Genomic DNA, 14,480 nt, shown 5'->3' with positions numbered 1-14,480 from the left:
CCTGCGACGATGACACTCGATAAAGACCCACCAGTGGGATGAGGCGATTCCGATGCGGAGCGACACGGCAATTTTTGTGCAGAGCTCCCCATCTTCGGTATAATTCATCGTGCTTCGAGGTTGCCCGTTGCCACAAGGTAACGGACATGAAAAGGGAATCCGGTGCCCGGTCGCCATCGACTGGAAACCCGGAACTGCCCCCGCAACTGTAATCGGCGAGTCGCCTGCCACTCCTGCCACTGGGTTTGTCCCGGGAAGGCCGGCCGGCGATGACGACCCGAGAGTCAGGAGACCTGCCTCGAAGATTTCTCTAACGATGTTCGGGGCGGGGTGTCCCTGGCGAGAGCAATGCAATCTCATAGTCATCCGATCATAGCTGCAAAGACATTCTTCCGTCGCCCAGGCGCTCGGAATATGTCCGCACGCCGTCTGGATGCAAAGGCTCCGCCCCTCCTTTCTTTCGGAGCCTTTCCATGCATACCTCCATCGCGCCCAACCTGTCTCTTGTAGACATGGTGCTACCCGACCAATGCAATCATCATGGCACTCTGTTCGGCGGAGCGGCGCTCGCCATGCTCGACAAGCTGGCCTTCATCCTCGGCAGCAAGGCGATGCGCAGCCCCCTCGTCACCGCGGCAGTCCATCGTCTCCAATTCCATGCGCCTGCACAGGCCGGCTGGCTGACCGACTGTGTCGGGCACATCCACCACATTGGCCGTCGCTCCGTAACGATCGACGCTCATTTGTATACGGAAAACTTGCTGACCGGACAGCGTGTCCTTTGCCTTTCCGGCCAATTTGTGATGGCGGCAAGCAACCATCCTTCACCAACCGCGCCAGTACATGATGAATATGACGGAGATGTGCGCGTCGCTGAAATCGTCTTCCCCGGGCATGCTAACCATCGAGGCATCCTGCATGGCGGCCCGGCGATGGAATGGATCGCCAAGGCCGGATTTGCCGCCGCCACCCGTCATGCACGCAAGTCCTTGGTGATGGCTGCTAGCAAAGAGGTATCTTTTGTTGCACCGGCACGCGTAGGAGAGATCGTCGAAATCGTAGCACGGGTCACCGGTATTGGAAAAACGTCATTGACCGTAACGGCGGAAATGGATGCCGAAATGCCGGAAACCGGCGAACGGCGTCGCTGCACGACGGCCAGCTTAGTCTTCGTCGCCATAGATGAGCTTGGCCGACCCATGCCGTTACATGCGATCGAGCGCCATGATTGAAGGAATCAAGCACCTCGGCGAATCCTCGCGTGGCGTGATACTGCACCACCTGCTCGCACTGGACGCCGAGGACCGCTATGCGCGCTTTGGCTCGCTGATTCGTGATGAAGGTATTCGTGCCTTGGTCGCACGCCTGGATTTCGAGCGTGATCTTCTACTTGGAATCGAGGACTCGAGCCATTTGGTGGGGCTTGCACATATTGGTCGAAGTCAAGGTGTTCTGGCGGAGCTATCGCTCAGCGTTGCTGCCCATTGGCGATACCAGGGCATTGCCCGGACACTGTTTGAATGCGCCGCTCGAAATGTCACTAGCCAGGGCATTGCCAACTTTGCCTGCATTCATGGTCACCCTGCAACCCTGCGCATCGCAAACAGACTAAATCTGCCGTATTCGTTTCAAACCGTCGATCCACGCGTGATCATCAAAATCACAATTTCATGAAAACATCCTCTTGAATTAAACAGCCAATCGTCAAATATACTAAATATGCTATTTTTTATTGGTTTATTACACTACATATAGTGCCATTGGGTTGACAGTCCCCTACTTGCTCCTTTAGACTGTGTGAGTCGTCGGTTCCCCGAAAGGGGATGAAAAGGGAATCCGGTGCCCGGCCAACAACATGCCGGAACTCCGGAGCTGCCCCCGCAACTGTGATCAGCGAGTCTGGCGCACGACATGCCACTGGATTTTTCTGGGAAGGCTGTGCCGGACGATGACCTGAGAGCCAGGAGACCTGCCGCGACGATTGCTTTTCGACATTCAGGCGGGGTGACCTGACACGAGCAAATGTATGACGACCTCCAACTTCATTCATTGCGCGTTCCCGTGGATCGTCTTCAGTGATCCGGCATCTCCCCGCTTTGCTTTTCATTCGATATTCGAAACGAGGAGATAGTCCATGGATCGTTCGCCCAACCTGGGATTGGCTCAATTCCAGGTCATTCGACGCACCGGCGAAGTTGTCGCTTTCAACCCGGAAAAGATCGCTATTGCCATCACCAAGGCTTTCATCGCTGTCGAAGGTAGCGAGGCTGGGGCGTCAAACCGTGTGCGCGAGATCGTTGCCCGCCTGACACAGACCGTATTGCGCGCAGTCACGCGGCGCCTGCCCGATGGCGGGGTGGTGCATATCGAGGACATCCAGGATCAAGTCGAACTTGCGCTAATGCGCGAAGGCTGCCATGACGTTGCCAAAGCCTACGTGCTTTATCGAGAGCAACGTGCAGCGGCGCGGCGCGCAGCTCGAGAGCAACAAGCCGACGCGCCTCGCATCGAAATCCTCGAGCGCGGAGCGCGGCGACCGCTTGAGCGTGGCGAGTTACTGACTCGCGTCGAGGCAGCGTGCAAGGGAATAACTGATGTTTCAGCAGCACTGGTCGTCGATCAAACCTGGCGCAATCTCTACGATGGCATGCCGGTAGAAGAACTCGACCATGCTTTGATCCTCGCCGCACGTATCTTGATCGAGCGAGATCCCTCCTATAGCCATGTCGCCGCGCGCCTGCATCTGCGGCTCCTCGAGCACGAGGTACTCGGCGGCACATTCTCCTCGCAAAGCGACTATTTTCCACATTACATCAAGCGTGGCATCGAGGCCGAGCTGCTCGATGTCCGCCTTGCTGAATTCGACCTTCCCCGTCTTGCCGCTGCATTGAAGCCTGAACGCGATCTGCAATTCGGCTATCTTGGCCTACAAACGCTCTACGATCGTTATTTCCTACACATCGACGGGCGGCGCATCGAAACGCCACAAGTCTTCTTCATGCGTGTAGCGATGGGGCTTGCACTCAATGAGGTCGAACGGGATGTACGCGCCATAGAGTTCTATGATCTGCTCTCCAGTTTCGACTTCATGTCTTCGACGCCAACGCTATTCAATAGCGGCACACGTCATCCTCAACTCTCGTCGTGTTATCTTACTACAGTCAGCGATGATCTTGATGGAATCTTCTCGGCAATCAAAGAGAACGCTTTGCTCCAGAAGTATGCAGGGGGCTTGGGAAATGATTGGACACCTGTGCGCGCGCTAGGAAGCCACATCAAGGGCACGAATGGCAAGAGCCAAGGCGTGATTCCTTTCCTCAAAGTCGTCAATGACACCGCAGTCGCGGTCAATCAGGGTGGCAAGCGTAAAGGCGCCGTCTGCGTTTATCTCGAAACCTGGCACCTCGATATCGAGGAATTCATCGAACTGCGCAAGAACACCGGCGACGAGCGCCGACGCTGCCATGACATGAATACCGCACACTGGATTCCCGATCTGTTCATGAAACGGGTCATGGAAGGCGGCGAATGGACATTGTTCTCACCATCTGATGTGCCAGACCTGCACGAACGCTATGGACGTGATTTCGAGCAAGCTTATATTGAGTATGAAACAAAGGCGGCACGTGGCGAAATCAAACTTTTCAAGAAAGTTTCTGCGGTACAGCTATGGCGCAAAATGCTAACCATGCTGTTCGAAACAGGACACCCGTGGCTTACTTTCAAGGATGCCTGCAACATTCGATCGCCTCAACGTCACGCCGGAGTGGTGCATAGCTCGAATCTATGCACGGAGATCACATTGAATACCTCGGAAACGGAAACGGCCGTCTGCAATCTTGGTTCGGTTAATCTCGTCTCGCATCTCGAGAACATCGAAGGAGAACTACGGCTTGATCACCGCAAACTGCAGCGCACGGTACGTATAGCCATGCGCATGCTCGACAACGTCATCGATATCAATTATTACGCAAGCCAAAAAGCAAAAAATGCGAACCTACGCCATCGGCCAGTAGGGCTGGGTATCATGGGATTCGCCGATTGCTTAGCCAGACTGCATATCCCTTATGCAAGTGCCGAGGCGCTCGAGTTTGCCGATCGCTCGATGGAGGCCGTTTGCTATTACGCTTATTGGGCTTCTTCCGAGCTCGCCGAGGAGCGCGGTAGATATCCCTCTTACCAAGGAAGCGACTGGTCGCGAGGCATTCTTCCGCTCGATACCGTAGCACGTTTGGCCGAGGAACGTGGAATGCCGACCGGGCTCGATTTGTCGACGACACTCGATTGGGAGTTACTGCGTGCCCGTATTCAGCAGCATGGCATGCGCAATTCCAATTGCATTGCCATTGCGCCAACGGCGACCATTTCCAACATCGTTGGCGTTTCAGCCTCCATCGAACCAATTTATCAAAACCTCTACGTCAAGTCGAATCTTTCGGGTGAATTCATCGTAATCAACGAGATGCTGGCTCGCGAACTCAAGGCGCTCAATCTATGGGATGAGGTGATGGTGGCCGATCTCAAGTACTTCGATGGTTCGCTGGCCAAGATTGAACACGTACCAGAATCGCTGAAACGAATTTACGCTACGGCTTTCGAAATCGATCCGATATGGCTGGTCGAGGCTGCCGCGCGGCGGCAAAAATGGATCGATCAAGCGCAATCCCTGAATATCTACCTCGCCCAACCGTCTGGGCGCAAATTGGATGAAACCTATAAGTTAGCCTGGCAACGTGGTCTCAAGACCACCTACTATCTGCGTACACTCGGCGCCTCACAAGTCGAGAAGACAGTCGATACCGAACGCAGCGAAACAATGCCAAAAACATGTCATATTGACGATCCGGACTGTGAGGCTTGCCAATGAATGAGCGTCTGATCTGGGACGAAGAGATCACCCCCGCCACCACAACTACCCCCATATCGCCATCAGTGGCAATGTGGCCTGCGGCACCTGTACGCGCAAGCGACAAGCGCATCGTCAATGGAGCAACGGATATCAATCAACTGGCGCCATTCAAATATCCATGGGCATGGGAATGGTTCCTCAAGGCCAACCGCAACCACTGGACACCGCTAGAAATCAACATGGCACAGGACGTGCATGACTACCATCACAGACTCACGCCATCCGAACGGCACGTCTTCGAAAATGTGCTCGCCTACCTCACCACCTCCGACATCCTGGCAATGCGCAATATCGGCCTCGCCGTGATGGAAAAAATGACTGCGCCGGAACTTCAGATATACCAGGCGCGGCAAGTATACGAGGAAGCTCTGCACACTTGGACCTACCAACACTGCATCGAAACACTGAATCTCGACCAAGCGGAAATCTACAACCGTTACCGCGTCGTACCAGAAATATACGCCAAAATCGTGATTGCCAACCGCCGACTGGAACGCATCCTCCGCTCGGATTTCGACCTTACCAACCGCGCCAATTTACATGAATTTGCGATGTCCTATCTTTTCTTCGCTGCCGTGTTCGAGGGTTGCTGGTTTTACAATGGATTCTCGCCAATCTTCGCCCTGCAGCGACGCGGCCTGATGAAGGGCACTGCCGAGCAGCTGCAATACATCATGCGTGACGAAGTGCTTCACTGCGGCTTTGGCTTGCGATTGCTGCGCCAGTTGATTGACGAGGAAAAACTCTTGCTCGATCCCGATGCGGTTACTACGATGTGGCAAGAATGTGAGGCAGCGGAGTCCACATATGCTAATTATATTTTACGCGAACCGATTCTCGGCTATTCGGCGGAACTACATATCAGCCAGTTTCGCTTCATCGCCAATCGCCGGGCACGACAGATGGGGCTTCCAGAGCCCTGGCCCGGAGCGCCCAACGTGCTTCCCTGGCTCGATGAGCAAGTGAATCTGCGCAAGGAAAAGAATTTCTTCGAAACGCGCGTCACCGAATATCAGACCGGCGGTGTGCTAGCGTGGGAGTAAGGGAGCACGAACCACAAATCATCTTTCGATACACTTGCCTATCATCACCAACGACGGCTGCCACCTTGGTCTGGGTGGCGGCCGCGCGCAGCACGTGCAATCCCGCCTGTTCCAGATTCACCGCAATCAACTCCAGGATCGCCGGCTCGTCCTCGACCACCAACACGTTGACCGTCATCACTCCTCCCCATGCCCGCGAGCAACATATTGCCATTATATCGCGGAATGGTGACGTTTTCGTGACAATCGATTCCCGACAAGGACTTTCCGGCTTACCTGGCCTGCCGGTCGATCCTGGAGAAGAGCCCGACCGCGATCGCGCTGGCGAAGAAGTCGTTCAACGTCGACACCGAGATGATCCGCGGCATGGGAGCGCTAGCGATGCAAGCATTGCGCCTCTACTACGAGACGCCGGAATCGGCCGAGGGCGTGCGCGCGTTCCAGGAAAAACGCAAACCCGATTTCCGCAAATACGTCAAATGAGGACACGTCGATGATCCGGAACGAGGAGACCGTGACGCTGCTGCTCAACACGCTCGCGCGTTTCGTATCTGATCCGGACAGGAAAATCTACGACTAACCCCCAAGAAAAACCCCCGGTTCATCACCGGGGGCAACGACGGGAAACGCCGTCGGAGAGGAGACTTTTACAGGCGATAGGCCGTCTCGCCGTGGGTGGCCACGTCCAGCCCCTCGCGCTCTTCCTCCTCGCTCACGCGCAGGCCCCCGGTGAGCGCACCGGCGATCTTGTAGGCGAGGAAGGCCACGACGGCGCTCACCACGACGGTGGTGAGCACGCCCCAGAACTGCACCCACAGCTGATGCGCCACGGAGAAATCCGCCTTGCCGTTGCCCGTGCCGCCCAGGGCCGGCGAAGTGAAGACCGCGGTGAGCAGCGCCCCCACGATGCCGCACACCCCATGCACGCCGAAGGCATCCAGCGAATCGTCGATGCCGTGCCAGCGCTTGAGGGCGCTCACGCCCCACAGACCGGCCACGCCGCCGATCAAGCCCATCACGATCGAACCGATCGGACCCACCGTGCCGCAGGCCGGGGTGATCACCACGAGCCCGGCTACCGCACCCGAAGCCGCCCCGAGCAGGGAAGGCTTGCCCTTGACGAGCGCCTCGGCCGCGCTCCAGGAGAGTACCGCCGCCGCCGTGGCAAAGAGCGTGTTGAGGAAGGCGAGCGCCGCCCCCGAGGTCGCCTCGAGGTTGGAACCGGCGTTGAAACCGAACCAGCCCACCCACAGGAGCGAGGCACCCACCATGGTGAGCGGCAGGGAGTGCGGCGCGAGCGCCTCACGGCCATAGCCGATGCGCTTGCCCACGAGCAGCGCCCCCACGAGCCCCGCCACGCCGGCGTTGATGTGCACCACCGTGCCGCCGGCGAAGTCGATCGCTCCCGCACCCAACAGCCAGCCGCCCGGCCCCCAGACCATGTGCGCGATCGGCAGGTAGGAGAAGGTGAACCACAGCACCATGAAGACCATCACCGCGGCAAACCTGATCCGCTCGGCAAAGGCCCCGATCACCAGCGCGCAGGTGATGGCGGCGAACGTCCCCTGGAAAGCGATGAAGACGTATTCCGGCAGTTTCACCTCCGCGGTAAAGGTATCGGCGAGGCTGTCGGGCGTGACGCCACTGAGGAACACCTTGGCAAACGATCCGAGCCAGGGCCGAGCTTCGGTGAACGCCAGACTGTAGCCGTAGCAGGCCCACAGCACGAGCACCAGCGAAGTCACCATCAACACCTGCATCAGCACGGAGAGCACGTTCTTCGCCCGTACCATGCCGCCGTAGAAGAGCGCTAGCCCCGGCACGATCATCATCAGCACCAAGAGCGTGGCCGTCATCATCCAGGCGACGTCGCCGCGATGCACCACCGGTGCCGCGGCGCTCGCCGCGTCCTGCGCCCACGAAGGCAGGGAGACCGTCGCCAGAGCCGCTAGGGAGCCGATCCCGCCAAACCCCTTCTTCTTCATCATGATGATTCTCCTCATCGTCCGGGTCACAACGCCGCCGTTCCGGTCTCGCCGGTGCGGATGCGAACCGCCTCCGCGAGATCGAAGACGAAGATCTTCCCGTCACCCACCTTGCCGGTGAAAGCGGACTTCTCGATCGCCTCGAGCACCTGCTCGAGCAGCTCGTCCGGGATGGCCACTTCGAGCTTCACCTTGGGCAGGAAATCGACCACGTACTCGGCACCGCGGTAGAGCTCCGTGTGCCCCTTCTGCCGCCCGAACCCCTTGACCTCGCTCACCGTGAGCCCCTGCACCCCGTTCTCCGAGAGCGCCTCGCGCACCTCGTCGAGCTTGAACGGCTTGATGATCGCCATGACGAATTTCATGTTCCTTCTCCGTAGCGGGTATGCCCCCACCCTCCGATTAGCACGGATCGTGCCAACTGCGACGCCTCTGGATCTCCCCACGTATCCCTCCCTTTTTGCACCAACAAAGTACAACGGGAAGGAAAAATGCACCGAGTTGGTATCTCGCCACCACAGAGGAAATCGTAGCTTTTTGTCTCGAATGCTCTCAAACGAAGGATTCGTGCGACTCGCCCATCGATTGGCACAAAACTTGCTGATATGGCATGGTGACTTACAGCCGGAGAGATTTAGCTATGCGATAAAAATTTTTAATTGCATAAATGGCTCGAGAAACCCCTCCTTTTTACCCGAAAAAACGAAAGGTGAACGACATGATAATTTCAAAGAAAAAGGCCGTAGCCGTATCCCTTGCCGGATTGATCGCTGCTCCAGGGTGGGCCCAGTCGAACATACAGCTCTATGGCGTAGCAGATGCCTATGTAAAGTACGGCAAATGGATGGGGGACGACACGGCTGGCGTCGATGATGGCGGGATCAATGGAAGTCGCATTGGATTTCAAGGTGAAGAAGATTTGGGCAATGGCCTGAAAGCCGTATTCGTGCTCGAAGAAGGAGTGAATATCGACACAGGAAAATCTTCTGGCATGTCAAATGCCGATGACTATTACAATGGAGGCAGCCAAACCTTCACCCGTCAAGCCTATGTCGGCCTCAAGGGATCCTTTGGCCAGGTCGCCCTGGGTCGTCAATACGCCCCAGGCTATTTCGTCGATCCCTACGATGCTCTCATTGCAATGGTCCCCAGTCCTCAGGATTGGCTGTCGCTGCTCGGTAATCTCACGATCACCCCAAATTCACCTGCGCGCTGGAACAACTCGATCACTTACAACGGGACTTTCCAAACCCTGACCGTTAACGCCATTTACTCCGCGGGAAATCGCGAGAGCGATTCGGGCCGCAATCTGAATGGCACTCGCGTAGATTACACCGATGACGACAAATATGGCTTGGCACTACGTTATGACAATGGCCCATTGAAGATCGGTGCCATATACCATGGTATTAAATACAGCAAACAAAACGTTGGCGATGGCTTCGCTGGCGGCGACAAGACGCAGAAAGAGTGGTTCCTCGGTGCATCCTATGATTTTGGAATTGCGACACTGGCCGGCTCGTATCAGCAGGGACGGGACATACTCGGCATCGACGGCATGGACGTCAATCTGTGGCAAATCGGCGTCGTCGTGCCGATCGGTCCGGGTACCATACGTCTCGCCTATGCCGGAGAAAAGATCGACCGGGCACAGGATTTCATCGATCACGAAGCGAAACCGAAATCCTTCACCATTGCTTACACCCAAGATCTCTCGAAACGAACGACGCTCTACCTTGGTTACACCAAAATCGACTATGACAATTTGACTTGGAAAGAGGCTTTGAATTTGGGACAAACCGACTCTTCGTTCAATGGCCACGCCGATGCGAGCAAAGTGGGCGACACCGACCTCTTTTTCGTAGGCATGTCGCATACATTCTAAATCGTGATGACTCCCGATCGACCGGCAGGATTGGCTTCAATGACATTCCTGCCGGCCTATTCGATCAATGGTTATGAGCGGGAAGGGAATAAAATGATCGAGACCAATTCCGAAGTCATCCGCTTGATGGCGCGACTCAAACTCATGGTGCGGCGCCAGCTAGGTCGCAACATCGATCTGACGCCGTTACAAAGTGACCCACAGCGCGCACTCGATGCACTCAAGGACATCGAGGACATGGCGGAAGACGAGGATCTTATTTCGATCATCATACAACTTCGGGCAATTTTGTTGTCGAAAGCATCCCAGGATTCGCGTCAAACGGATATAAATCGATCCGTCGAAGAAAATTCTTCCTCTGGGCGTTCCTATCGCTTTGGTGCTCGTGGCGGTTGAGGCTCGACGTGTCCACCAGCTAAAAAATTCGGACTTGCTTCAGTCGTGTGAACCACGCCTCCATCACCGCTGCGACCGCCCGCCGCAATCCCGCCTCGTTCGCCCGCGCCTGGATGCGCAGCGCGTCCGGGCGCAGGCCGCAGGCGCGGATCTCGTCGATGTTGCCGATGAGCCAGCGCTCGAGCCGAGAAGGATCGACTTCGAGGTGGAATTGCCAGGCCATGGCGTGCTCCCCCGCCATGAATGCTTGGTGCGGACACAACGGCGTTCGTGCGAGGTTCTGCACGCCGTCGGGCAAGTCGAAGAAATCCCCGTGCCAGTGCAGTACGGGCTGTGCGCCGATCCGGGCGATGGGGGTTCCGGCCGCCGCCGGGGTGAGTTCGAGCGGGAAATAGCCCAGCTCTTTCGTTCCCATGGGGCGCACCCGGGCCCCTAGGGTGCGGGCCATGAGTTGCGCTCCGAGGCAGATGCCCAGCGTCGGGCGACCCGCCGCGATCCGCGCGCGCAGGATCCCCACTTCTTCGGTAAGGAAAGGAAAGTCCACGTCGTCCTCGGCACCCAAGGGGCCACCCAATACGATGAGCAGTTCGGGCGCCAGCGCATCCCAGCCGTGGAGCGCATCGAGCCCGGCATCGACGTAGCGCACCTGCCAGCCGCGCCACACGAGCCAAGGCTCAAGCAGGCCCAAATCCTCGTACGCGACGTGTCGTAGCGCCACGGCAAGCGGCGGGGCCTGTCGTGCGGTGGATTCGTTCTGGGTCATGTTCATTCTCCTGAGGGAACTCGCCGGCGCTCAACGAGCGCCCGTCACGCGGAAACGTCGCATCGACGCGCCCAGTTTGCCGGCGGCGTGCTTGACGCGGTCGACGCTCGCCGCAACTGCCGCCAAGGAGGCACGCACGCCATCGGCGATCGCCGCCACGCGCTGCATCACGGCCCCGTTCGCGCGGCTGCGATCGGCCACGCGCTCGATCACGCCCAGCAGTCGTTCGGCGAGTTCGTGCACCTCGCCCTGCTCGGAGACGGCTTCTTCGGCAAGCCGCAGACCGTTCTCGACGTCGGCCACGCCCGATTCCATGATCGCGACCGCCTCGCGTGCGCCGTGCTGGATCCCTTCGATCTTGCCGCGGATGTCGCCGGTGGCGCTGGCCGTGCGTTGCGCCAGCTTGCGCACCTCGTCGGCCACCACGGCGAAACCGCGTCCATGCTCGCCGGCGCGTGCCGCTTCGATCGCCGCATTGAGCGCGAGCAAGTTCGTCTGGGCGGCGATATCGCTGATCACGGCCACGATGTCGCCGATTTCCTCGGTGCGCTGATTGAGCGCCTGGATGGTACGGCTGGCGGTATCGATCGAATCGCGGATCGCTTGGGTCTGGGTGCGTACCGTCTGAAACTGGGTTTGGGCGTTCTCCACCACCGCGCCGAGCGCGCTGCGCACTTCCTCGGCGGTGTGGGTGGCCGTGTCGATCTCGGCAAGCTGCGCGCCGAGCGAGTCGAGCAGACGCTGCACCTCGGTGAGCAGCTCATTGGCCGTACCGGCAGCCGCGGTGTTCTTTTCGATCATTTCGCCGTGCGTCTGGCGTACCTCGTCGGTGGTGCGTACCACCTGCCCCAAGGTGCCGTCGAGCGAATCGATGAAACTGTCGATCCAGCGCCCGAGTTCGCCGCTCTCGTCTTCGGCGAGCAGGCGGCGATCGAAGCGCTGGGTGAGGTTCGCCTCGCCTTCGGCGAGCGAGCGCATCGTCTCGGCCATCGCGTCGAGCCGGGCGGTGAACGCCCGCACGCGGCGCTGCAGCAGCGGTGCATAGCCAAGGAGCAGCAAGGCGGCCATCGTCAGCACCCCCGTAGGCGCCGGAGGTGCGGCATAGAGAGCGAGTGCCCCCGATGACAGCGCGCAAAAACCCACAAGCAGCAGGAAGTCGCGCGTGAGCTGAAACCCCAGCGGCCGGTGACGATAGACCTCTTCGAGATCGGCCTCGCACATCATCCCCCAGCGATCGGGCGAACCGGGTAGCTGAAACGTGACTCCCTTGCCGATCACCGGGATGTGACGATAGTCCGGATAACCGGGATAGGTGACGAAGAGGTTTTCGCCGCAGCGAATCGTCTCGCGCACGCCGGGGTGCAGTTGCCCCGTGGCCGGGTCGACGAAGCGCAGCTCGAGCTCGGTATGCCGCTGCACGCGCACGGTGCCGTAGGGGGTGGCGACGCCGCGCTTGAGATTGTCACCGAGGGTGAAGGTTTCATCTTCGAAGCGCGAACGCGACAGGGCCGTGCCCGGGGCGATCGTCGGGTCGAAGCGCGATTCGACCATGAAGAGGTAGTTGTCGCCCGAGTCGCGGTAGACGTGTCCGGCCTCGCGCTGGATGAGATCCCCGATCACGTCGTTGGGCACACGGGCACAGACGCAGCCGAGCGTCACGCCGTCGCGCACGACAGGGTGGTAAAACATTAGCGTGACTTCGTCGTGAAAACGGGAAGTGGTCGGTCCCAGCGCCTCGGTGAGGGGATCGGCGTAGGGTCCGTGCAGAAAGGGGCCGCGCAGCCCGGCAGCGACGGCTCTCTCGGACAGATCCTGCTTGCCGACGTGCTGCGAGGCAGTCGAGGCGAGCACCCGCCCCGCCGGATCGATGACGAAGAGTTCGGAGCAATCAGTAGCGAGCAGCCGTTTCTGGCGCAAGGGTTCGGGATCGAGCGGTTCATCGAACCGGCCGGCGTAGATTTGGGCAAGGTCGGCGAGGTGTTCCCACTGCGTCCGCGTCCAGTCTTCGAGCAGGCGCACGCGGGTGGCGGCGATGCTCTCAAAGGTGCGTTCGATCGCCGGATAGCGGTGGCGGTTGAGCCAGCAGGCCCAGCCCATGGCGAGCTTGCCGGTGCGTCCGAACCAGGGCAGCCAGCGCCGCTCGGCGGGGGTGAGCGCCATGCGTCGGCTCGCGAGCTCGCCGCGAGGATGGGTCGGCCAGGAGTTTGCACCAAAATGGTTCGATGAGTTCAAAGTTTGGGCAATCATGGTGCGTTCTCCGGATCAAGGGCGTCGGCGGCCAGGTCGGCGCAGACGACGAAGCTGCCGGCCTCGCCGTGGGCCGTGGCGGAAAGGGTGCGTACCCAGGTACCGTCGGGTACCGAGAGGTAAGGGTCGGTCAGGTGGATTCGCCCGGGCATGGCGATGGCGCGGCGGAAATACGGCCGGGCGCTCCATAAGGCGCCGGCGCCGTCGGCCAGCGGCAGGTAGCGCAGCTGCGTCAGCGGCACGCGCGAGGCGCTGTGCCCGAGCTGGCGGCCGTGCGCGTCGAGCAGATAGGCGCGATAGACCTCGGGACGAGCGATCAACTCGGCGCTCGCTCGAGGGAAAGTCTCGCCCAGGGCGACACGGCGCAGCGTCTGCCGAAAGATTCGGTCGAGGTCTTCGGGCAGTCGGCGGGTGTGTTGGCGCCGGGGATGCGCCCGCAGCGGGCCGTGCAGTTTCTCCCGCGCACCCCAAGTGCTCTTGAGGGCGAAGGCGCGCGGCTGCGGCCGGGCGTAGTGAAATCCCTGCACGAGATCGGCCTCGGCCTCCACGGCAAGCCAGGCCTGGGCTGCGGTTTCCACTCCCTCGAAGAGCACCAGGGCACCCGTGTCACGGATGAGCGCCACCAACCGATGGAGACTGCGGCGCACCCGCACGTCCTCGTCGGCGAGCAGGATCAGCTTGCGATCGAGCTTGACGATGTCCGGCGCGAGCGTGAAGAGCCGGTCGAGGTTCGAGTGACGGGCGCCGAAGTCGTCGAGCGCGACCAAATGGCCGAGCGCCCGATAGCGGGCCACGAGCTCACGCAGCAACCCGGAATCGGTGCTCTCGCCCTCGGTGAGCTCGATCACGACCTGGTGCGGATCGAGCCCGGGCGGCAATTCGTCTTCTGCCGCGATATCCGCCAGCGGAACCCGATTGACGAAAAGCCACAGATCGTCGCCCGACAGTGGCCGGAAGTTCTCGTAATGCAAGCGACGGGCAAGCCGGTCACGCCAGGCGAGTTCTTCCGGAGACAGGGTCAGGGAAAAGAAGTGCAGCGCAGACACGTCTTCGTCGGCATGCCGGGGCCTCAGCAGAGCCTCCAGCCCGACGAGGCGCCCGTGCGCGATGCTGAAGATCGGCTGGAAATGGCTCATGAGCCGCCAGTCGCGGTAACCGAGGGTCGTATCCTCGGGATGACGGTACCAGCGCACCGACAATTCGGAACATTCCGGTGCCTCGTGCTCATACCTCATACATCCTCCGATTCCCG

12 protein-coding genes, 1 pseudogene and 2 riboswitches are annotated in these 14,480 nt (G+C 59.5%); of the genes and pseudogenes, 7 read left to right on the top strand and 6 right to left on the bottom strand.

The window, feature by feature from the left end; genetic code table 11:
- The first annotated feature begins 100 nt into the window (after nucleotides 1-100).
- Nucleotides 101-315, top strand: a riboswitch (cobalamin riboswitch).
- Between the two features lie 158 nt (nucleotides 316-473).
- The 4 genes from H607_RS13220 to H607_RS0110675 all read left to right on the top strand — a co-directional run bounded on the left by H607_RS13220 (nucleotide 474) and on the right by H607_RS0110675 (nucleotide 5,952).
- Nucleotides 474-1,232 carry an acyl-CoA thioesterase gene (locus tag H607_RS13220; RefSeq protein WP_211218556.1) on the top strand — a complete coding sequence of 253 codons (759 nt, stop codon included), beginning with the start codon at nucleotides 474-476 and terminating at the stop codon, nucleotides 1,230-1,232.
- Nucleotides 1,225-1,674, top strand: a complete 450-nt coding sequence (locus H607_RS13430) for a GNAT family N-acetyltransferase (RefSeq protein ID WP_157381299.1) — start codon at nucleotides 1,225-1,227, stop codon at nucleotides 1,672-1,674. Before H607_RS13220 ends, H607_RS13430 begins: the two co-directional genes overlap by 8 nt.
- 114 nt (nucleotides 1,675-1,788) lie before the next feature.
- Nucleotides 1,789-1,991: riboswitch (cobalamin riboswitch) on the top strand.
- A gap of 143 nt (nucleotides 1,992-2,134) precedes the next feature.
- Nucleotides 2,135-4,867, top strand: coding sequence for a ribonucleoside-diphosphate reductase subunit alpha (locus H607_RS12735; protein ID WP_037990313.1), 2,733 nt, complete (start codon nucleotides 2,135-2,137; stop codon nucleotides 4,865-4,867).
- Entirely contained in the window at nucleotides 4,864-5,952 is a 1,089-nt protein-coding gene (locus tag H607_RS0110675) for a ribonucleotide-diphosphate reductase subunit beta (protein ID WP_037990311.1), read from the top strand. Before H607_RS12735 ends, H607_RS0110675 begins: the two co-directional genes overlap by 4 nt.
- Here the strand turns inward: H607_RS0110675 and H607_RS13825 are convergent.
- The gene (locus tag H607_RS13825) at nucleotides 5,912-6,130 is read right to left on the bottom strand and encodes a response regulator (protein ID WP_028875424.1); all 219 of its coding nucleotides are present in this window, start codon (nucleotides 6,128-6,130) and stop codon (nucleotides 5,912-5,914) included. The two genes, H607_RS0110675 and H607_RS13825, sit on opposite strands and share 41 nt — an antisense overlap.
- A 104-nt stretch (nucleotides 6,131-6,234) precedes the next feature.
- Here H607_RS13825 and H607_RS13215 point away from each other — a divergent pair.
- Nucleotides 6,235-6,435, top strand: a pseudogene (locus tag H607_RS13215) (1,4-dihydroxy-2-naphthoyl-CoA synthase); the annotation flags it as partial.
- Between the two features lie 164 nt (nucleotides 6,436-6,599).
- Here H607_RS13215 and H607_RS0110650 read toward each other — a convergent pair.
- Both H607_RS0110650 and glnK read right to left on the bottom strand, forming a co-directional pair.
- Nucleotides 6,600-7,940: an ammonium transporter gene (locus tag H607_RS0110650; protein WP_245563184.1), complete on the bottom strand. Its 1,341-nt coding sequence runs from the start codon at nucleotides 7,938-7,940 to the stop codon at nucleotides 6,600-6,602.
- Between the two features lie 23 nt (nucleotides 7,941-7,963).
- Nucleotides 7,964-8,302: a P-II family nitrogen regulator gene (glnK, locus tag H607_RS0110645; RefSeq protein ID WP_028875422.1), complete on the bottom strand. Its 339-nt coding sequence runs from the start codon at nucleotides 8,300-8,302 to the stop codon at nucleotides 7,964-7,966.
- Between the two features lie 353 nt (nucleotides 8,303-8,655).
- Here glnK and H607_RS0110640 point away from each other — a divergent pair, with 353 nt between their 5' ends.
- Nucleotides 8,656-9,822, top strand: coding sequence for a porin (locus H607_RS0110640; protein ID WP_037990310.1), 1,167 nt, complete (start codon nucleotides 8,656-8,658; stop codon nucleotides 9,820-9,822).
- A gap of 39 nt (nucleotides 9,823-9,861) precedes the next feature.
- The gene (locus tag H607_RS0110635) at nucleotides 9,862-10,218 is read left to right on the top strand and encodes a hypothetical protein (protein ID WP_028875420.1); all 357 of its coding nucleotides are present in this window, start codon (nucleotides 9,862-9,864) and stop codon (nucleotides 10,216-10,218) included.
- A 19-nt stretch (nucleotides 10,219-10,237) separates the two neighbouring features.
- Here H607_RS0110635 and H607_RS0110630 read toward each other — a convergent pair whose 3' ends face one another.
- From H607_RS0110630 to H607_RS12730, 3 genes are all read right to left on the bottom strand, one after another.
- The gene (locus H607_RS0110630; RefSeq protein ID WP_051240839.1) at nucleotides 10,238-10,981 is read right to left on the bottom strand and encodes a glutamine amidotransferase; all 744 of its coding nucleotides are present in this window, start codon (nucleotides 10,979-10,981) and stop codon (nucleotides 10,238-10,240) included.
- Between the two features lie 30 nt (nucleotides 10,982-11,011).
- Nucleotides 11,012-13,141: a methyl-accepting chemotaxis protein gene (locus H607_RS0110625; RefSeq protein ID WP_028875418.1), complete on the bottom strand. Its 2,130-nt coding sequence runs from the start codon at nucleotides 13,139-13,141 to the stop codon at nucleotides 11,012-11,014.
- Between the two features lie 83 nt (nucleotides 13,142-13,224).
- Nucleotides 13,225-14,463, bottom strand: coding sequence for a sensor domain-containing phosphodiesterase (locus H607_RS12730; protein WP_051240838.1), 1,239 nt, complete (start codon nucleotides 14,461-14,463; stop codon nucleotides 13,225-13,227).
- Nucleotides 14,464-14,480: the final 17 nt, after the last annotated feature.

The organism is Tepidiphilus margaritifer DSM 15129, assembly GCF_000425565.1.
Taxonomy (GTDB): Bacteria; Pseudomonadota; Gammaproteobacteria; order Burkholderiales; family Rhodocyclaceae; genus Tepidiphilus; species Tepidiphilus margaritifer.
Note: the sequence above shows the minus strand (reverse complement) of the source record. Positions and strands in the feature narration are given on the sequence as shown.